Here is a 19,341-nt window from a genome sequence, read left to right as displayed (position 1 = left end):
CTCGTTATCGAACTCATGTTCGGATAGAATCGGCGGCGTGTCTCGCAAGCAGATCACCGGCATCGGCCCCGCTCCGCGGACCGGGGTCGATGACAGCGGCTGCCCGATCCTGCACGTCGACATGGACGCCTTCTTCGCCAGCGTCGAGCTGCTCGAGCGCCCGGAGCTGCGCGGCCACCCGGTGATCGTGGGCTCGCCCGCCGGGCGCGGCGTCGTGCTCAGCGCCACCTACGAGGCCAGGGCCTTCGGGGTGCACTCCGCGATGCCGATGAGCAGGGCGCGCCGGCTGTGCCCCCAGGCCACGATCATCCCGCCCAGCCACGGCAAATACTCCGAGGTCTCCAAGGGCGTCATGGAGATCTTCCACTCGATCACCCCGCTGGTCGAGCCCATCGCCTCCGACGAGGCGTTCCTCGACGTCGGCGGCGCCAGGCGGCGGCTCGGCTCGCCCGCGGCCGTCGCCGCCATGATCAGGGAGCAGGTCCTCGACCGCTACGGCATCACGTGCTCCGTGGGCGTGGCCAGCAGCAAATTCGTCGCCAAGCTCGCCTCCAAGCAGTGCAAGCCGGACGGGTTGCTGGTGGTGCCCGCCGATCAGGTCGTGGACTTCCTCCATCCGCTGCCCGTGTCGGCCCTGTGGGGCGTCGGCGAGCGCACCGAGCAGTCCCTCGTACGCCTCGGCATCCGCACTGTGGGCGATCTGGCCAGAGTGCCTCCCACGACGCTCCAGCGCGAACTGGGGCAGGCCGCGGGCGGCCATCTGGCGGCGCTGGCCTGGGGACGCGACGAGCGGCCGGTGAGCGCCCACGTGCCCGACAAGAGCATCGGCAACGAGGAGACGTTCGCCACCGACGTCGACGACCCCGAGGTGATCAGACGGGAGCTGCTGCGCCTGTCCGAGCGGGTGGCCGCCAGGATGCGTAAGGCCGGACACGTGGGAAGAACTGTAAGTGTGAAGCTTCGCCGAGCCGATTTCACCACGATCACCCGCTCGCGCACGCTGCGTGAGGCCACCGATGTGGCCCAGGTGATTTACACCACGGCCTGCGAGCTCTACCGGGCCGCGGGCCTGGAGCGGGTGCGGCTGCGCCTGGTGGGGGTCAGGATGGAAAACCTGCGACCCGCCGAGGAGGCCACCCGGCAGCTGGGTCTGGGCGAGCGGGAGACCGGCTGGCGTGAGGCCGAGCAGGCCATGGACAAGGCGATTCGAAGATTCGGTCCCGATGCGGTGGTCCCAGCATCGCTCGTACGTGGCAAGCTTGATGAAATAGAGACATAACGCTGATGTCCGGACTCTGTGGCGCGTCGGTGTCACGATTTTGGGGGAAGGGGGGCGAGATGGGCCACAATGGAGCCATGACGTCACCTCCGGTTTGGTCTGCGTTGGACGTTTGCTTTCGCCTACGTCTACAGCCTCGTATTCTGGGGATAACCGACCGCGAGGTTCGGACACCCCGTGTCGTCCGTTGCCGTCTTCCCCGTCCTGGGGCTGTCCTTGGGAGGCGCCGTGCCGCTCTCTGAGCACGAGCAGCGCTTGCTCGACCAGATCGAGCAGGCCCTCTACGCCGAGGACCCGAAGTGGGCCAACACCGTAAGGATCAGTGACCCGCGCAGCCATTACAAGCGTCGCCTGATCAGGGCCTCCATCGGCTTTGCTCTCGGCGTCGTCATCATGATGGTCGGCGTGGTGTCGAGCGGCAGCGCTCTGATCCCGCTCGGCGTCGGCGGTTTCGTGGTCATGCTCGCCGCGTGTCTGTGGGGCCTGTCCAGTTGGAAACGCATGAACGGGTTCGGTGACTCGGCCCCGTCCTCCGGCCCGGCCGTGCCACCGGGCAAGCAGGCGCGCCGGGGCAACCGGGGCAGCTTCATGGAGCGCATGGAAGAGCGCTGGCGCCGTCGTCACGACGAGCGCTGAGCGAGCCGTTCCCGCGGTCGGCCCGGCCACGACGGCATCCCGCCCACCCGGCGGGACACCAGGCCGGCGTGCCTGGGTCTAACAACGCCCCGCGACGCCGAAGCTAGCCGTCCAGGGAAAGGCCTACGCGTCGCGTTCCCATCCCTGAGGCGATCTCCCCGGAAGCGACGGTCCCAAAACGACGGAGCGTGCGGTCCGTCCCCTCATGGGGATGGGCCGCACGCTCCGTCTTTGCGTCCCTCAGGAGCCCTTCTGGGCCGCCGTACGCCGCAGCCTGATGGTCTCCAGCAGGTCGAACCCGTCCAGCAGGCGCTCGCCGAAGCCCCGCAGCCGGCGCAACGCCGACGGAGGCATCAGCACCGCCCGCACCCGCCGCCCGCGTGACACCGTGGCCGCCAGAGCCTGCCGCACCGTACGCAGGTCCTTCTTCATGGGCCCGATCCGGCCGGGGTCCCTGGCGAACAACACCCGCTCGACCGCCGAGGCGATGGCGGACACGGCCGCCGCAGAGGCGGCGTCGAACTCGTACTGCTGGGTCAGCCGCCGCGCGAGCGCCCGCGGGGTCTCGCTGGTCTGGCGGCCCATGCCGTAGTCGTACAGGATGTCGTCCAGCTCGGCCCAGGCCGCGCCCACCGACGGATGCCGGCCCGCGGCCCCCTCACCCGACACGATCCTGGCAGTCAGCTCGTCCGACGGTTGCGACACCTTCCAGCCCAGTGTGCGCACGCGCCGGTTCCTGGTGATCAGCCGCATGCCCGCGGGGATCAGCAGGATGAGGAGCAGCGCCAGGGCTGCGATGCCGATCTGGGCGATCAGCGGCATCGACTCCTCCGTGGGCAGGGCGCCGGGGATGAGCTGGCTCTCCCGGTCGAGCGCGCGGGGGTTCTGCCGCGCCTGCGGGTCGACCGGCTCGTCGGCGGCCGAGGAACCGGTGGCCCCTGGCGTCGGCGCCGCGGAGGAGTCCGTGGGGCGGGGCGCGGGCTGCGTGTACGCGGGCACCCGCGCGCTGCCCTGGCCGAGCGCCCCGGCCGGAGTCGGCTCGAACGGCAACCAGCCCACGCCCTCGAAGTACAGCTCGGGCCAGGAGTGGGAGTCGGTCGTGCTGACCTCCCACCGATTGCCGATCTTCGTGCCGCCCGTGTAGCCGATCACCACCCGGGACGGGATGCCGACCAGCCTGGACAGCACCGCCATCGACACCGCGAACTGCTCGCAGTAACCCGCCCGGGTCTGGAGCAGGAAGTCCCGCAGCGCCGAGGTGCTGTGCCCCTGCGTGCGCAGCGTGTAGGTGAAACCGCCGGTCTTGGTGAAGAACTGCTGGAGCTTCACCGCCGCGTCGTAATCCGACGTGGCATTCGCGGTCTCCCTGTCGGCCAGCTCTCTGATGTCGGGAGGCAGGTCGTCGGGCAGCCTCAGATAGCGCTGGTCCACCGCCTCCTGGTTGCCGTTCAGCGACTCCAGCAGGTCGGCGGTCGGCTCCGGCTCGCTGGTGGCCACGTCGTACTCCAGTCCGGCGGCCTCGTCGCGGGCGGAGAAGACCATCAGCGAGCTGACGTCGGCGCGCCAGTCGCCGTCCACCTGGATCTGCCTGGGCGGGTACGGCAGCGGCAGGAACTTCAACTCCGCGATCTCGTCGCTGATCTGAATGTTCGTCAGCACGCTGTTGATCTTCGGATTCCCGGTCAGCCCGGGCGGCGGCGGCAGGGGGCCGTTGTCCGTCCTGTTGTCGGGAGACCCCTTCGGCTCCGTCATGCCGAACTGCTGGCCGTCGAACGTGTCCAGCGCGTAGATCCGCAGGTAGCGCGGCTTGTCGTCGTTGTTGGCGTAGGTGAGGACCGTCCGTCGCTCCGGCAGGTCCAGCTGCCCCTTCAGGTTGGCGATCGGGTTGGGGATGCTGATCGAGTTGCCCCGGCCGCCCGTGCCGCTGCCGCCCACGCCGAACTGGAAGAACGACACCGGCTCCATCGTCGGCAGCAGGGCCGGCACCAGCACGGCCAGCGCGATCGCGGCGAATCCGATGCGCTTGCCCGACACCCGCAAGCCACTGGTGTCGGCGGAGGCCTGCGGGCCTCTCGCGGATGGACTCGTGGCCGGCCGCGCCGCCAGGCGCGTGCGGCGCACCAGCACCGCCCGGCCCCAATGGCCCACCCGCTCACGCCCGTCGGCGATCAGCAGACCGACGAAGCCGAGCGCGGCGATGATGAACGCCGGCCAGCTGATCGGATCGGGCAGGATCGTCGCCGGGACCGTCGCCAGCGCCAGCAGCGGCAGCCCGGCCAGTGCCGCCCGCCGCAGCCGCGCGGCGAACAGATCCACGATGATCGCGATGAGCGCCACCCCGCCGGCGGTCAGCAGCGTGATGCCTTCCGTCGGGGGCACGGGCGCGGCGAACCGCTGGATGTCGGCCCACCCGACGCCGAGCAGCCGGCCCAGTTCCACCACCGACCCCCTGGTCGGCACGAACACCGCCCAGGCCTCCTCGGCGGCGAACGACGCGGTCAGGTAGATCCACGTCGCGGCCACGCCCAGGAGCGTCGCGGCCCACGCCGGCAGCGACAGCCGGCTGCTCACCAGTCCCGCCGCCACCACAGCGAGCACGGCGCCCAGCGAGGCCCAGAACCACGTCCCGCCCTCGAAGAGCGGATAGAGCAGCATGGCCGCGGCGAACGCGGCCACGCCCGAGGCGATCGTCAGCCTCATGCCGCACCTCCCGCGGGGTTGACCGCGTACCTGCCGCGGTTGGCGGCGTCCTGCCAGACCGATGCGATCGAGGTGCCCGCGGGCAGCCGGACGATGCGCCAGCCGTACCCGGCCAGCACGGTCTGCGCGGCCTGATGATCGTCCGCCGTCTCCGCGTCGCCGCCGTCCCACGTGCCCACGTCGAGCAGGACCGCCACCCCGGTGATGCCGCTGTGCCGCAACCTGGCCAGTTCCCTTGCCTCCTCCGCGTCCAGCGCGCCGAGCACGGCCACGATCAGCCCGTCGCCGCCGCCCTGACGCAGGGCGGACACGCCCATCTCCAGGGAGCGGGCCGGGCTGTGCCGTACCACGGCGAGGGTGTCGAGCAGCGAATGGCTCAGGCCGGTGTCCGTCAGGTGCTCGGCGCCCTGGTCGGTCACCAGCCGCAGGCCGAGGCCCTCGCGGGCGAGATGCACGCCGATGGAGGCCGCGGCCGAGACCGCCACCTCGAACGACGAGCGCGGCCCCTCGCCGCGGTGCGCATGCCTGCGGGTGTCGAGCAGGAGCGCGCCGCGGCTCTGCCACTGCTGCTCCTCGCGGCGCACCATCAGCTCGCCATGGCGGGCCGTCGAGCGCCAGTGGACCCGCCGCAGGTCATCGCCCTGCCGGTACTCGCGCGGCGCCACGTCGTCGTCGCCCGCGGCCGCCACGCTCCTGGTACGGCTGTCGCCGCCGCCCGTCCACTCGCCCGACAGCCGTACGTGCGGCAGCGCCGCCACATGCGGCGTCACCACGAGCGTGTCGCTGATCGTGAACGAGCGGGTCAGCTCCACCAGCCCGAACGGGTCGGCGATGCGGATCGACAGCGGCCCGATCGTGTAACGGCCCCGCAGGTCGGAGCGCACCCGATAGTCGATCTCCCGCACGCCGCGCGGCTCGACCCGGTCGAGCACGAACCTGGGGCGGACGCCCAGCGCGTACGGGACGGTGTCCTCGATGAGCAGCAGGCCGGTCGGCAGCCTGGTGACGTTCTCCAGCCGCAGGGTCACGGTGGCCTCGCCACCCACCTCGGCCCTGGGCGGGTCGAGCCGCCTGGCACAGCTGAGCCGGTAGCGGGTCCGCGCCACCACCAGCGCGGCCAGCAGCGGCAGCGCCGTCACCAACACCCCGATCCTGAACAGGTCGTTCTCACCCAGGAAGAGCGCCATCAGCAGCGCCGCGATCCCGGAGGCGAGGAACGACCTGCCCCTGCTGGTCAGCGCCCGCAGTCCGGCCCTCACAGCGCCTCACTCAACCCGTGCGGATCCAGCAGCGCCCTTGGCAACCCGTGCCGTTGATGGATGTCCTCGCTTCGCTGCGGATCCAGCAGCGCCCTTGGCAACCCGTGCCGTTGATGGATGTCCTCGCTTCGCTGCGGATCCATCAACGGCCCCGGGTCTCCGGCACCGGCACGCGCCTGATCAGATCGGTCACCACCTGCTCGGGCAGGCGGCGCTGGCCCTGGGCCTCGACGCTGGGCAGCAGCCGGTGCGCCAGCACCGGAACGGCCAGGTCTTGCAGATCGTCCGGGATGACGTAGTCGCGTCCCGCCAGTGCCGCGTGCGCCCTGGCCGCCCTGACCAGCTGCAGCGTGGACCGGGGTGAGGCGCCCAGGCGCAGGTCGGGGGAGTGGCGGGTGGCCACGACCAGGTCGATGGCGTATTTCTTGACCGCCTGCGAGACGTAGACGCCGCGTACGGCCTCGATCAGCGCGCGCACCTCCGACGTCTTGGCCACCGGCTGCAGCTTGTCCAGCGGCGAGGTGCCGCCGTGCACGTCGAGCATCTCCAGCTCGGCCGTCGGTTCGGGGTAGCCCATGGCGACCCTGGCGGTGAAGCGGTCACGCTGCGCCTCGGGGAGGGGATAGGTGCCCTCCATCTCGATCGGGTTCTGGGTGGCGATCACCATGAACGGCGCGTCGAGCTCGTACGTCACCCCGTCCACCGTGACCTGGTGCTCCTCCATGCACTCCAGCAGCGCGGACTGGGTCTTGGGGGAGGCGCGGTTGATCTCGTCGCCGACGACGATGTTGGCGAAGACGGGTCCCGGCTTGAACTCGAACTCCCGGGTCTGCTGGTTGTACGCGCTCACGCCGGTGATGTCGCTCGGCAGCAGGTCGGGGGTGAACTGAACCCGGCGGACGGGACAGTCGATGGAACGAGCCAGCGCCTTGGCCAGCATGGTCTTGCCCACTCCTGGGACGTCCTCGATCAGGAGGTGGCCCTCGGCGAGCAAGACGGTCAGCGTGAGGCGGACGGCGTCACTCTTGCCCTCGATCACCGATTCGATCGCTTCCCGGATCCGGTGGGCTGTGGTGACCAGCTCGTCGAGCTGGGGAGGGACGTCATGGGTTACTGCCACCAGGCCTCCATGAGAAGTGCGACGGCTGTCCCGGGGTGCTTTGCGGGAGCCATGCCATTCCTTTTCATTGTGGTTACGACCCTACGACGCTGTGGGTTCTCGAGCGACATTTGTAGATATTCCAGGGAACCTGGGCGATGATCCCGTTCTTGTCGCATGGCGGTGCGAATCCCGTGACAGAGCACCCTCGAACCGCCCCACTTTCCCCCACCCCGACCATCGCGAAGGGTCTCGCCCCCTATTTCTTCGATCTTTTGAACCCTCGACACGCCCATGAGGGTTGACCGCGCGGCCACCGCGCTCCACCCGGCTCCATTGCCCTGACCTGCGGTAACGCAACGGAAACGAGTGATGAAGACGGTTCGAATCAGTTGACGGTGGGGAGAAGTGGAGTATGGTGGTGCGCAGTGGAGAGCCCGGTGCACCAGCGCTGAGCGCTTCGCAAGGCACGGGAGGTGGGGCCGGTGTTCCTCGGCACCCATCAACCGCGTCTCGACGACAAGGGACGGCTGTTCCTGCCGGCTAAGTACCGTGAGGAGCTGGCGGAGGGTCTTGTGATCACCAAAGGCCAGGAGCGATGCCTCTACGTCTTTCCTGTGGAGGAGTTCCAGCGCATTACCGAGGCTCTCAGCACCGCCCCGGTCACCGCCAAGGCGGTGCGTGACTACAGCCGCGTCTTCTTCGCCAGCGCGTCCGACGAGAAGCCAGACAAACAAGGACGCATCACGATCCCGCAGGGCCTGCGTCAATACGCCGGTCTGGAGCGTGACTGCGTTGTCATCGGGGCCAACACCCGGCTGGAGATCTGGGACGCGGGGGCCTGGGACACCTATCTCAGTGACCAGGAGCAGGCGTTCGCCGATCTGTCGGAGGAGGTGCTGCCAGGGATCTTGTAGGAGTCACGGTCGATCCGTCGGTGATGTCGTTCGGCGAGGTCTCCACCCGCAACCACTGTCCGCCAACTGATGCACCTTCCCCGGTGTCAGAGGGCAGACGTCCACGAAGAGGGTGCGGATGGGGACCTGGCCGGGCGGCGCCGGGTGGGGACCCAGGAATGACCACGATCGACCGATAAACGCGTCATCCGCGAGCAAGGGCGCGAGAGGGGGGTTTGGAGATGGACGACAACGTCGGCACCGGCGGTCACGTTCCGGTGATGCTCGAGCGCGTTCTGGAGCTGCTCGGTCCCGCGCTGTCCGGACCGGCTCCGGTCGTCGTCGACGCCAACCTCGGCCTCGGCGGCCACTCGGAGGCCCTGCTCGCCGCCTACCCGGCGCTCCACCTGATCGGGATCGACCGCGACCCATTCGCGATCGAGTTCTCGACCCGCAGGCTGAGCCCGTACGCAGATCGGATCACCCTGGTCCACGCCTCCTCCGGCGACCTGGACGAGGTGCTTGCCCACGCGGGGCGCACCACGATCGACGGAGCGCTGTTCGACCTGGGGGTCTCCTCGCCGCAGCTGGACGAGGCCGAGCGCGGGTTCGCCTATTCCTACGACGCGCCTCTCGACATGCGGATGGACACCTCGCAGGAGCTGACGGCGGAAACGGTGGTCAACACCTACTCCGCCGCCGAGTTGACCCGCATTCTGCGCGACTACGGCGAGGAGCGATTTGCTCCGCGTGTCGCGGGCCTGATCATTAAGGAACGGGCTAAAGAGGCAATAACCTCGACGAAGCGGCTAGCGGACATCGTTCGCGAGGCGATTCCCGCCGCTACTCGGCGCACCGGGGGAAACCCCGCCAAGAGGACTTTTCAGGCGCTGCGCATCGAGGTGAACGCGGAGCTGACCGCCCTGGAGGCGGCGCTTCCCGCGGCACTCGACGCGCTCGCGCTGGGTGGGCGAGTCGTCGTGCTCTCCTACCACTCACTCGAGGACCGGCTCACCAAGCAGGCCCTCACGGCGCGAACCAGGGACACCAGTCCTCCCGGGCTGCCCGTCCCGCTGGAGGCTCATCAGCCCAGGTTCCGCATGCTGACGAGGGGAGCAGAGCTCCCAAGCGAAGAAGAGCTCGCCCGCAACCCACGGGCGGCCTCGGCCCGGCTACGGGCGGCAGAGAGGATCCGTGTTGACCACTGAGCAGGAGACCGGCCGGGGTACGGCCGTCCGTCGCGCGGTGCCCAAGACGGGCACGCGCCGGTACGCGGCGCCGCACCAGTCCAAGCCGCGGCCCCGTCCTGACACGCGCCCCGAGACCGGCGGGACGGCGCCGGACGCCGAGCGGACGCGCACCGACGCCGGCCGCCGCGAGACGCGGGCGGGCGCCCGTGCCGTGCCGCGGCGCCCATCCGCGCGCCGCCAGCGCACGCCGTTCGTGCTGCTCGTCGTCGGGCTCATGTCCGGCGGCCTGGTCAGCCTGCTGTTGCTCAACACCATGCTGGCCAAGGACACCATCACCGACGCGACGCTGCGCGAGGAGATCGCGGTGGCGCGGCGGGAGAACGAGAAGCTCGAGCAGGAATACCAGCTCAAGACGCAGCCCGAAGCGATCGCCAAGCTGGCCGAGCAGCAGGGGCAGCAGCCCGACTGGGACAACGTCAACGGCTGGACCAGCGCCGGTGACCGGGTCGGCCGGGTGGACACGGAGCGGTGAGGGACTCAGGCGGCAGGGGGCAGGGTCCCGGCCGCGGCGCTGGCGGCGCCGGCTCTCAAGGAGGGCCCGGCGCCGCTCGTCGTACGCCGGGCGGCCCGGGACGGCCAGGGCGCCAAGGGGGCCCTGCCCGTTCTGACGGGGCCCGTTCTGACGGCGCGGGCAGCCCGCCGCCGCCGGAGAACCCGCCGCGCCGGCCACGCAAGCGGTCCGATCCCCTCGACCTGCCGTTCGGGCACGACGACGACGCTCGCGGGCGTCCCCCGCAGGACCCGGCCGACACGCCGGGAGAGTCCGGCGGCGCCCGCCGCTCCGACGCCGAGCGCCCCCGTTCGGGCGGCTCCGACCGGAGCCGGCAGGACCGCGCCGACCGTTCCGGGGCCGACCGTTCCAGGGCCGACCGTTCCAGCGACCGTTCCAGGAACGACAGGCCTGCGCGCGTCCGGCGGGACGACGATCGCCTCAGCGCCCAGGACGATGGCAGCCGCGCTCGCCGGGACGGCGCCGACGACGACGCAGGCGTCCGCAGGCGTCCGCGCGACGAAGCCGACCCCGCGAAGGGCCGCGTCGCTCAGGGCCGCGACGGCGGCGACCGTCCACGGCGTCCCTCCCCAGGGCGGGACGACCGGCTCCGGGGCCGCGTTCAAGGGCGGGACGAGCGCGTGCGCGGGGACGGCGGCCCGTCCGACGCCGCGGCGCGCGGTCCCCAGGCGCGCCGGTCCCGGCAGGGCGACGGTCCGCGGAGCCGGTCCCCGCAGGACGACGGCCTCCGGCAGCGGGAGCGGCGTGAGGACGACCTGCGCGGTCGCGACAGGCGTGAGGACGACCTGCGGGGCCGTGACAGGCATGGAGATGGAGACGGGCCGCTGCGCCGGACGCAGACCGGGGGTTCCCGGTCCGAGCAGGTGCGGGGCCGTGAGCGGGTGGCGGCGCGTCGCGGCGGAGACGTGCCGCCACCCCGAGGGCCCCGGCGCCCCCCCACGCCGCCGCGCCCGCCCAGGCCGCCGCTGGTGCTGCGGCTGGGCAGCCCGCGCAGGCGCATCAACATCGGCCTCATCGGCATGACGTTCGTGCTATCGATCTTCGCGGGCCGGCTGATCCAGATGCAGGGCCTGGACTCCAAGGTCTACGAGGCCGCCGCCGCGGATCAGCGCCAGCACACCGAGACCATCCCCGCCAAGCGCGGCTCGATCACCGACGTCAACGGCCACGACCTGGCCGTGACCATCGAGGCCCGAGAGCTGTCGATCGACCCGTCCAAGATCAGCGCCGACGTGCGCGGGAAGATCGCCACGATCCTGGCCAGGCAGCTCGGCAAGAGCGAGCAGGACATCGCTGCCAAACTGGCCAGAACGGACACCCGCTACCAGCGCCTGGCCACCGACGTCGACCCTGTCGTGGCCACCCGCCTGCTGCAGGCGGGCGTGCCGGCGTTGTCGGCCAAGAAGACCTACCGCAGGCTCTACCCGGCGGGCGATCTCGCGGGCAGCCTCGTCGGCTTCGTCGGGGACGAGGGCACCGGCCTGGCCGGCCTCGAGCGGACCAAGAACACGCTCCTGGGCGGCCGCGACGGCGAGCAGCGGGTGGAGACCGGCCGCGACGGCCAGCGCATTCCGATGACCAGCAGCCAGCGCACCGCCCCCGAGGACGGCCGGGACATCCGGCTGACCATCGACCGCGACATCCAGTGGGCCGCCCAGAAGTCGATCGGCGAGCAGGTCCAGAAGGCCGGCGCGGACAGCGGCACCGTGATCGTCATGGACGTCCGGACGGCCCAGATCGTCGCCATGGCCAACGCCCCCGAGCTCGACCTGAACAACTGGCGCAAGGCCCCCCAGTCCAGCCAGATCAACAAGGCCGCCGCCGACGTGTTCGAGCCCGGCAGCACCAACAAGGTGATCACCGCCGCCGCCGCGCTCGAGGCCCGTGCGGTGTCCCCCGGCACCGTGTTCCACGTGCCCGACCGGATCAGGTGCGCCGACCAGGTCCTGCGTGACGCCCATGCGCACAAGGCGGAGTCGATGACGTTCCGCCAGGCCATGGCCCAGTCCAGCAACGTGGCCACGATCATGGCGGCGCGGAAGGTCGGCAGCGCGCGCCTGTACCAGATGCTGAAGGCCTTCGGCTTCGGCGCCGAGCCGGGCGGCGGCGTGCCAGGCGCCGAGGCCGGCCTGCTGCCCGACTACAGGAAATGGTCCGGCAGCCAGAGCTGCACCGTCGCCTACGGTCAGGGTGTGTCGGTGACGGCGTTGCAGATGGCCAGCGTCTACCAGACCATCGCCAACGGCGGCGTCAAGGTCGAGCCGCAGATCGTCGCGGGGACCACGGACGGCGAGGGGAGGTTCGTGCCCGCTCCCGCTGGTAAGCAGACCAGAGTGGTGAGCGAGACGACGGCCAAAGAGATCACGACGATGCTGGAGGGCGCGGTGGGCGAGGAGGGCACCGGCCAGCTGGCCGCCATTCCCGGCTACCGGGTGGCGGGCAAGACGGGCACGGCCAACCGCTACGACGCCGAGCTCGGCCGCTACGACGGCTACACTGCCTCCTTCGCCGGGTTCAGCCCGGCGGACAAGCCCAGGCTGGTGGTGCTGTCGGTGCTGCAAAACCCGAAGAACGGCCACTTCGGCGGGCAGCTGGCGGCCCCCGTGTTCAAGGATGTGATGACGTTCGCCATCAAGAGCAAGAAGATTCCTCCCACAGGCTCCGTCGTGCCGCCGGTGCGTACGGGCGCCGGACAGTGACCAGGGAAGGTACGCTGCCGCCGTGCGTCCCCCGTCGTCTATGCGTCCCACGACCAGCCCGCCCCGCCCGCTGACCGGGCTCGCGACCATGCTCGATGCCGATTCGGGCACCTCGCGCTCGCCACACGCCGCCCTGACCGGCGTCACCATCGACTCCCGCGACGCCAGACGCGGGGATCTCTACGTCGCGCTGCCCGGCAGCCGCGCCCACGGCGCCGCGTTCGCCGCCGAGGCGATGGCCGGCGGTGCGGTGGCCATCCTCACCGACAAGGAGGGGCGCGACGCGGCCGTCGCCACCGGGCTTCCCGTCCTGATCGTGGCCGACCCGCGCGCCCTGCTCGGGCAGATCTCCAGCTGGGTCTACGGGCAGCCGGCCCATGACATCCAGATCCTCGGTGTGACCGGCACCAGCGGCAAGTCCACCACCACGTTCATGCTGGAGGCGGGCCTGCGGGCCGCCGGGCACCGGACGGGTCTGGTGGGCGGCGTCGAGATCCGCGCGGGCGACCTGCGCTTCCAGCCGACGCTGACCACGCCGGAGGCGTCGGTGCTGCACGGCCTGTTCGCGCTCATGCGCGAGGAGGGCGTCGGCGCGGCCGCCATGGAGGTCTCCAGCCACGCGCTCGCCCTCGGCAGGATCGACGGCGTCTACTACGACGTGGCCCTGTTCACCAACCTCTCCCAGGACCACCTCGACTTCCACAAGGACTTCGAGGACTACTTCGCCACCAAGGTGCGATTGTTCCAGCCGGAGCTGAGCCGCGTCGGCGTCACCAACATCGACGACCGCTACGGTCGTGAGCTGCTGGACCTGGCGAAGGTCCCGATGACGACGTTCTCGGCGCAGGGCGACCCGGAGGCCGCGTGGCGGGCGCTGGAGGTCAGGCTCGGCGCGGACGGCAGCGCGTTCCGCGTGGTCGGCCCTGGCGGCGTCGAGGCCGACGCGCAGATCGCGTTGCCGGGGCCGTTCAACGTCGCCAACGCGCTCGGGGCCATCGTCACCCTGGTCGAGGCGGGCGTGCCGCTGCAGACGGCCGTGCACGGCGTCGGCACGCTCATCGGCGTGCCGGGGCGCATGCAGCGCGTCACGACGGGCGAGGACGAGTTCCAGGCGATCGTGGACTACTCCCACAAGCCGGGCGCCGTGGAATCGGTGCTGCGGTCCCTGCGTACCGTCACCGCGGGCCGGCTCGTGATCGTGCTCGGTTGCGGTGGCGACCGCGATAAGGGCAAAAGGCCCATCATGGGCGAGATCTCCGCACAGTTGGCAGATGTGGCCATTTTCACGAGCGACAATCCCCGTTCGGAGGATCCGCTCGCCATCCTCGCGACGATGATGGAGGGAGCGCTCCGCGTTCCGCAGCACGACCGCGCTCATGTGATCATTGAGCCCGATCGCGCGGCCGCCATCGGCCTGGCGATCGCCGGCGCCGGGCGCGGCGACGTGATCGTCGTGGCAGGCAAGGGTCACGAGCAGGGTCAGTACATGTCAGGCGAGGTGATCCCCTTCGACGACCGGGAGGTGGTCGCCGAGGCGATCGACGCACGCAAGGAAAGCAGGAAGCACCAATGATCCCGTTGCCTCTGGCCAGGATCGCCGAGATAACCTCGGGCGCCCTGTCGGGCATGGCCGATCCCCGCGCGGTGGTGCGCGGGCCCGTCGTGATCGACTCGCGGGCCGTAGAACCGGGATCGCTGTTCGTCGCCTTCAGGGGCGCGCGGGTCGACGGTCACGACTACGCCGCGCAGGCGATCCGGGCCGGAGCCGTCGCCGTCCTGGCCACCCGGCCGGTCGACGCACCCGCGGTGATCGTGCCGGACGCCGCCGTCGCGCTGGCCGAGCTGGCCGCCGCCCAGGTCGCCGCGCTGCCCGACGCCACCGTGATCGGCGTGACCGGGTCGGCCGGCAAGACCAGCACCAAGGACCTGCTGGCCCGGCTGACCGCCCGGATCGGGCCCACCATCGCGCCGGTCGGCAGCTTCAACAACGAGCTCGGCCACCCGCTGACGGTGCTGCGCGCCGACGCCGGCACCCGGTTCATGGTGCTGGAGCTGGCCGCGCGCAACCTCGGCCACATCAAGGACCTGACCCGCATCGCGCCGCCGAAGATCGGCGTCGTGCTCAACGTCGGCACCGCGCACCTCGGCGTGTTCGGCGGCAAGGAGGCCATCGCCAAGGCCAAGGGCGAGCTGGTGGAGGCGCTGCCCCGCACCGGCGTGGCCGTGCTCAACGCCGACGACCCCTACGTGCGGGAGATGGCCGCGCGCACCGACGCGCGGGTCACGTACTTCGGGCGGGGCGACGACGCGGCGATCCGGGCCGAAGAGGTCGTCGTGGACGTCCGCGGGCGGGCCTCCTTCACGCTGCGCACCCCGTCGGGGGCCGCGCACGTGTCGCTGAAGCTGTACGGGGCACACGCGGTCGACAACGCGCTGGCGGCCGCGGCGGCCGGATACGAGCTCGGGCTGCCCGTCGCCACGATCGCCGCGGAGCTGTCCGAGGCCACGCCGCGCAGCCGGTGGCGGATGGAGGTCACGGACCGGGCCGACGGGGTGATCGTGGTCAACGACGCCTACAACGCCAACCCGGACTCCATGCGCGCCGCCTTCGAGGCGTTCGAGGTGCTGGGGCGGGGGCGGCGGCGCTTCGCCGTCATCGCGGCGCTGCGGGAGCTGGGCGACGAAGGGCCCGCGCTGAACGCCGAGCTCGGCCGCATGGCCGGGGGCGCCGGCCTGACGGCTCTCATCGTGGCGGGCCCGGACGCCGAACCGGTCCTGCAAGGCGCCCACGCCGCAGCCCACGCGCCCGCACCAGGCGCCCCGCAGGCCCCCGGGCCCCACGCCCCGCCCGCGCAGCACGCCCCCGGGCCCCACGCCCCGGCCGCGCAGCACGCCCCCGGGCCCCACCCCCCAGCCGCGCAGCACGCTTCCGGCCCTCAGGGGCCGGCTGGGCCTGCGCCGGTGATACCGCCGCACGGCGCGCCGGTGCCCGGTCCGCAGGACGACGCCCCGCAGGGGTGGCAGGCGCCCGACGCCGGTGTGCCCCAGGGCCGGCAGGGACCTGCGGCCGGTGGAGCGTCGGCCGCGGGCGGGCCGTACGCGGGCGGGCCGTACGCCGGCGGGCCGCCGACCATCGGTGGGCCGCCCGGAGGCGGGGGAGTGGCGCATCCGACGCGGATCGTGCACGTGCCCGACGCCGAGGTCGCGGCGGCCGAGCTGAACCAGTGGCTGCGCCCCGGCGACGCCGTGCTGATCAAGGGTCCGCGGGCGATGGGCCTGGAGCGGACGGCCGAGCTCCTGCTCGGAGGTGCCGCCCAGTGATCAACATCGTCATCGCCGGCGCGGTGGGTTTGATCATCTCGATGCTGGGCACCCCGCTGGCGATCAGGCTGTTCTCGCGGCGCGGCTACGGCCAGCAGATCCGCGAGGAGGGCGTTCAGGCCCACCACGGCAAGCGGGGCACCCCCACCATGGGTGGCACGGTGTTCGTGCTGGCCGCCCTGTTCGCCTACGCGGCCTCCCATTTCGCCACGCTCAGCGCGCCGACCGTGTCGGGCATGCTCGTGCTGTTCCTCATGACGGGGCTCGGCGCGGTCGGGTTCCTCGACGACTTCATCAAGATCTACAAACAGCGCAGCCTCGGCCTCCGCAGCGGTGCCAAGGCGCTCGGCCAGCTCGTCGTCGGCGCCATCTTCGCCGTCCTCGTCGTACGCAACCCCAACGTCTACGGCATCACCCCCGCCGAGACCCGCGTGTCGTTCCTGCGTGACATCGGCCCGTCGATCGGCATCGTCGGCTTCACCATCTGGGTCCTCATCATGATCGTCGGGTTCTCCAACGCGGTGAACCTCACCGACGGTCTCGACGGCCTGGCCAGCGGCGCGGCCGGGGTGGTGCTGGGCGCGTACGTCCTGATCGGCAACTGGCAGCTGCGCAACAACTGCATCGACCAGCTCGGCCCCAACTGCTACTGGGTACGAGATCCGCTCGACCTCGCCGTCGTGGCAGCCGCCGTCCTGGGCGCCCTCATCGGGTTCCTGTGGTGGAACGCCCCGCCCGCCCGCATCTTCATGGGTGACACCGGCTCGCTTGCCCTCGGCGGCGTGCTGGCCGGGCTGGCCATCGCCACCCGCACCCAGCTGCTGCTGATCATCCTCGCCGGGCTGTGCGTGATCATCACGATGTCGGTGATCATCCAGGTCGGGTTCTTCAAGATGACCCGCAAACGCGTGTTCAGGATGGCGCCGCTGCAGCACCACTTCGAGCTGAAGGGCTGGGCGGAGACCACGATCGTGGTCCGCTTCTGGCTCATCGCGATGCTCTGCGCGGCGCTCGGGCTCGGCCTGTTCTACGTCGAATGGATGCCCTGATGAGCGTGACCTGCGTCGCCGGGCTCGGCGTGTCCGGCACCGCCGTGGCCAGGGCTCTGGCCGAGCGCGGCGAGCACGTCGTGGTCGTGGAGGCCAAGGCGGGGGAGCCGCAGCTCGCCGCCGCGGCCGAGCTGGCCAGGCTCGGCGTCGAGACCCGGTTCGGGGAGATGGCGCTGCCGGAGGGCGCCACCCGGCTCGTCACCACGGGCTGGGCGCCGCACCACCCGCTCATCGCCGCGGCGACGGAGGCCGGGGTCGAGGTCGTGGGCGAGGTGGAGCTGGCCTGGCGGCTGCGTCCGGCCCAGGCGGCCACGTGGCTGGCACTGACCGGCACCAACGGCAAGACCACCGCCGTGCGCATGCTCACCTCCATCCTGCTCGCCGCCGGCCACAAGGCCCTGGCCGTGGGCAACGTGGGCGTTCCGGTCGTACGCGCCGTCGGCGAGCCGTACGACGTGCTGGCCGTCGAGCTGTCCAGCTTCCAGCTGCACTGGTCGAGCACGCTTGCCCCGCACGCCGCGGCCATCTTGAACATCGCGCCCGACCACCTCGACTGGCACGGCTCCATGGAGGCGTACGCCGCCGCCAAGGGCCGCATCTACGAACGCGCCGGCACCGTGATCTTCAACGCCGACGACCCCGAGGCGACCCGGCTGGCCGCGCCCTACCCGGGGGCCGTCGGGTTCACCCTCAGGGTGCCCAAGCGCGGCGAGGTCGGCGTCGTGGAGGACCTGCTGGTGGACCGGGCGTTCGTGGCCGACCCGGTGGAGGCGGCCGAGGAGCTGGCGACGCTGGAGGACGTGCGGCCGTTCGCGCCGCACAACGTGGCCAACGCCCTGGCCGCCGCCGCCCTGGCCCGCTCGCTGGGCGTCCCGTCCGAGGCGGTGGCGCGCGGCCTGCGGGACTTCACGCCCGACCCGCACCGCCTGTCGCACGTCGACAGGATCGGCGACGTGGACTACGTCGACGACTCCAAGGCCACCAATCCGCACGCCGCCGCCGCGGCGCTGGCCTCGTACCCGTCGATCGTGTGGGTGGCGGGCGGCCAGCTCAAGGGCGCCGACGTCGACGACCTGGTCCGCCAGGCCGCTCCCCGGCTGCGCGGCGCGGTGCTGCTCGGCGTCGATCGAGCCATGATCGCCGAAGCCATCGCGCGACACGCCCCGAATGTCCCCGTCGTGGACATCGCTGATCGGGACACTGGTGCGATGGACAGAGTCGTCATCGAAGCCGCCCGCCTGGCCTCGCCGGGCGACACCGTGCTCCTCTCCCCGTCGGCGGCCTCCCTCGACATGTTCGCCGGCTATCCCGCGCGAGGGGAGGCCTTCGCGCGTGCCGTACACGAGCTGAGGCGGCGACGTGAGCACGACCGCTGAAGAGAAGCCGGGCGCCGCGCAGAGGTCCGGCAGCCCGCTCCGCGAGCAGCTGGCCGCGCTGAAGGAGCTGCTCGAAAAGCCGCTGACCACCTACTACCTCATCATCATGTGCAGCGCGCTGCTGCTGGCGCTCGGGCTGATGATGGTGTTGTCGGCCTCCAGCATCGAGGCGCTGCAGAAGACCGGCAGCCCGTTCTCGTGGTTCATCAAGCAGTCGCTGTCGGCCGCGGTCGGCGTGCCCCTCATGTACGCCTGCGCGCGCCTGCCGGCCAAGTTCTTCCGCTGGGCCGGCTACCCGCTGATGGCGCTGTCGATCATCGCGCTGGTCATGGTGCTGTTCATCGGCTCGTCCGAGCTGGGCGCGCAGAGGTGGATCTACCTGCCCGGCGGGCTGACGATCCAGCCGTCCGAGCCGGCCAAGCTCGGGCTCGTGCTGTGGGGCGCCGACCTGCTGGCCAGGCGGGCGCGGCAGGGCCGGATCGAGTGGCGGCAGATGCTGATCCCGCTCATGCCGGGCACCGTGCTCCTGGCCGTGCTCGTCATGCTGGGCCGCGACCTGGGCACCACGCTGGTGCTGTTCATGATCTTCCTGGCGCTGCTGTGGGTGGTGGGGGCGCCGGTCAAGCTGTTCGGCGGCCTCATGGCTCTGGCGATGCTGGCCGCGATCATCATGATCAAGGTGGAGCCGTACCGGATGGCGCGCATCGGCGCCTTCCTCGACCCGTGGGCCGACGCGCAGGGCGCCGGCTACCAGGCCGTGCAGGGGCAGATCGCGATGGGCTCGGGCAGCTGGTTCGGGCTCGGGCTGGGCAGCAGCCGGCAGAAGTGGAGCTGGCTGCCGCACGGCGAGAGCGACTTCATCTTCGCCATCGTCGGTGAGGAGCTCGGTCTGATGGGCACGCTGATGGTGGTGGCGCTGTTCGGGCTGCTGGGCTATGCGGGGTTGCGGGTCGCGGTGCGGGTGAACGACCCCTTCGTCAGGCTGGCGGCCGCCGCCATGGTGGCCTGGATCGTGGGGCAGGCCACTGTCAACATGGGCGCGGTGCTCGGCGTGCTGCCGATCACCGGCATCCCCCTCCCACTGGTCTCCTACGGCGGATCCGCGCTGCTGCCCACGCTCGCCGCGCTCGGCATGCTGGTGTCGTTCGCCAAACGCGAGCCGGGCGCGAAGGAGGCCTTGGCGGCCCGTGGCCCCGGACCCGCCGCCCGGGCCCTAAGCTGGCTTGGCCTGGGAGGTACGACCAGACGCCGAGTGACACGTTAGGG

The 19,341-nt window shown here is 71.3% G+C and carries 15 protein-coding genes; 11 read left to right on the top strand and 4 right to left on the bottom strand.

The features are described from left to right. The first annotated feature begins 37 nt into the window (after nt 1-37). Together dinB and OHA25_RS45990 are read left to right on the top strand one after the other, a co-directional pair. Nucleotides 38-1,279: a DNA polymerase IV gene (gene dinB / locus OHA25_RS45995; protein ID WP_327583172.1), complete on the top strand. Its 1,242-nt coding sequence runs from the start codon at nt 38-40 to the stop codon at nt 1,277-1,279. Between the two features lie 228 nt (nt 1,280-1,507). Further along, nucleotides 1,508-1,915 carry a DUF3040 domain-containing protein gene (locus tag OHA25_RS45990; protein ID WP_305920066.1) on the top strand — a complete coding sequence of 136 codons (408 nt, stop codon included), beginning with the start codon at nt 1,508-1,510 and terminating at the stop codon, nt 1,913-1,915. Between the two features lie 240 nt (nt 1,916-2,155). Here the strand turns inward: OHA25_RS45990 and OHA25_RS45985 are convergent, their stop codons facing one another. The 3 genes from OHA25_RS45985 to OHA25_RS45975 form a co-directional block, all read right to left on the bottom strand. Continuing rightward, on the bottom strand, nt 2,156-4,615 hold the full coding sequence (locus OHA25_RS45985) for a transglutaminase family protein (RefSeq protein ID WP_327583171.1): 2,460 nt from the start codon (nt 4,613-4,615) through the stop codon (nt 2,156-2,158). Beyond that, on the bottom strand, nt 4,612-5,874 hold the full coding sequence (locus OHA25_RS45980) for a DUF58 domain-containing protein (protein WP_327583170.1): 1,263 nt from the start codon (nt 5,872-5,874) through the stop codon (nt 4,612-4,614). The genes OHA25_RS45985 and OHA25_RS45980 overlap by 4 nt, the downstream gene beginning before the upstream one ends. Before the next feature lie 142 nt (nt 5,875-6,016). Continuing rightward, on the bottom strand, nt 6,017-6,994 hold the full coding sequence (locus tag OHA25_RS45975) for an AAA family ATPase (protein ID WP_305920017.1): 978 nt from the start codon (nt 6,992-6,994) through the stop codon (nt 6,017-6,019). Between the two features lie 464 nt (nt 6,995-7,458). Here OHA25_RS45975 and mraZ point away from each other — a divergent pair, with 464 nt between their 5' ends. The 3 genes from mraZ (at nt 7,459) to OHA25_RS45960 (ending at nt 9,591) form a co-directional block, all read left to right on the top strand. Beyond that, nucleotides 7,459-7,890, top strand: coding sequence for a division/cell wall cluster transcriptional repressor MraZ (gene mraZ / locus OHA25_RS45970; RefSeq protein ID WP_305920018.1), 432 nt, complete (start codon nt 7,459-7,461; stop codon nt 7,888-7,890). Between the two features lie 221 nt (nt 7,891-8,111). Beyond that, entirely contained in the window at nt 8,112-9,077 is a 966-nt protein-coding gene (gene rsmH, locus OHA25_RS45965) for a 16S rRNA (cytosine(1402)-N(4))-methyltransferase RsmH (RefSeq protein ID WP_327583169.1), read from the top strand. Beyond that, nucleotides 9,067-9,591, top strand: coding sequence for a hypothetical protein (locus OHA25_RS45960; RefSeq protein WP_305920020.1), 525 nt, complete (start codon nt 9,067-9,069; stop codon nt 9,589-9,591). The genes rsmH and OHA25_RS45960 overlap by 11 nt, the downstream gene beginning before the upstream one ends. Before the next feature lie 5 nt (nt 9,592-9,596). Here the strand turns inward: OHA25_RS45960 and OHA25_RS45955 are convergent, their stop codons facing one another. Next, nucleotides 9,597-10,436, bottom strand: coding sequence for a hypothetical protein (locus tag OHA25_RS45955; protein ID WP_327583168.1), 840 nt, complete (start codon nt 10,434-10,436; stop codon nt 9,597-9,599). 99 nt (nt 10,437-10,535) lie between these two features. On the opposite strand from OHA25_RS45955, the gene OHA25_RS45950 reads away from it, so the two are divergent. Genes OHA25_RS45950 through ftsW form a run of 6 tightly spaced genes read left to right on the top strand, consistent with a single transcriptional unit; the run spans nt 10,536 to nt 19,339 of the window. Then, on the top strand, nt 10,536-12,329 hold the full coding sequence (locus OHA25_RS45950) for a peptidoglycan D,D-transpeptidase FtsI family protein (protein WP_327583167.1): 1,794 nt from the start codon (nt 10,536-10,538) through the stop codon (nt 12,327-12,329). A gap of 40 nt (nt 12,330-12,369) precedes the next feature. Then, complete coding sequence (locus OHA25_RS45945; protein WP_327583166.1) at nt 12,370-13,902, top strand: UDP-N-acetylmuramoyl-L-alanyl-D-glutamate--2,6-diaminopimelate ligase; 1,533 nt, start codon at nt 12,370-12,372, stop codon at nt 13,900-13,902. Then, nucleotides 13,899-15,650, top strand: coding sequence for a UDP-N-acetylmuramoyl-tripeptide--D-alanyl-D-alanine ligase (gene murF, locus OHA25_RS45940; RefSeq protein WP_327583165.1), 1,752 nt, complete (start codon nt 13,899-13,901; stop codon nt 15,648-15,650). The genes OHA25_RS45945 and murF overlap by 4 nt, the downstream gene beginning before the upstream one ends. Next, complete coding sequence (gene mraY, locus OHA25_RS45935) at nt 15,647-16,699, top strand: phospho-N-acetylmuramoyl-pentapeptide-transferase (RefSeq protein ID WP_327583164.1); 1,053 nt, start codon at nt 15,647-15,649, stop codon at nt 16,697-16,699. The genes murF and mraY overlap by 4 nt, the downstream gene beginning before the upstream one ends. Further along, entirely contained in the window at nt 16,699-18,075 is a 1,377-nt protein-coding gene (gene murD, locus OHA25_RS45930; RefSeq protein WP_327583163.1) for a UDP-N-acetylmuramoyl-L-alanine--D-glutamate ligase, read from the top strand. Before mraY ends, murD begins: the two co-directional genes overlap by 1 nt. After that, nucleotides 18,059-19,339 (top strand): putative lipid II flippase FtsW, encoded by a 1,281-nt coding sequence (gene ftsW, locus OHA25_RS45925; RefSeq protein ID WP_327583162.1) that lies wholly within the window; start codon nt 18,059-18,061, stop codon nt 19,337-19,339. The genes murD and ftsW overlap by 17 nt, the downstream gene beginning before the upstream one ends. Nucleotides 19,340-19,341: the final 2 nt, after the last annotated feature.

This window comes from Nonomuraea sp. NBC_00507 (genome assembly GCF_036013525.1).
GTDB lineage: Bacteria > Actinomycetota > Actinomycetes > Streptosporangiales > Streptosporangiaceae > Nonomuraea.
This window is presented reverse-complemented; position numbering and strand designations above follow the sequence as displayed.

What these genes read in the sequence shown, in the direction of transcription:
- OHA25_RS45985 (WP_327583171.1), bottom strand. Translation starts at nt 4,615, where the DNA reads ATGAGGCTGACGATCGCCTCGGGCGTGGCCGCGTTCGCCGCGGCCATG.
- rsmH (WP_327583169.1), top strand. Translation starts at nt 8,112, where the DNA reads ATGGACGACAACGTCGGCACCGGCGGTCACGTTCCGGTGATGCTCGAG.
- OHA25_RS45955 (WP_327583168.1), bottom strand. Translation starts at nt 10,436, where the DNA reads ATGCCTGTCACGGCCCCGCAGGTCGTCCTCACGCCTGTCGCGACCGCG.
- OHA25_RS45945 (WP_327583166.1), top strand. Translation starts at nt 12,370, where the DNA reads ATGCGTCCCACGACCAGCCCGCCCCGCCCGCTGACCGGGCTCGCGACC.
- murF (WP_327583165.1), top strand. Translation starts at nt 13,899, where the DNA reads ATGATCCCGTTGCCTCTGGCCAGGATCGCCGAGATAACCTCGGGCGCC.
- murD (WP_327583163.1), top strand. Translation starts at nt 16,699, where the DNA reads ATGAGCGTGACCTGCGTCGCCGGGCTCGGCGTGTCCGGCACCGCCGTG.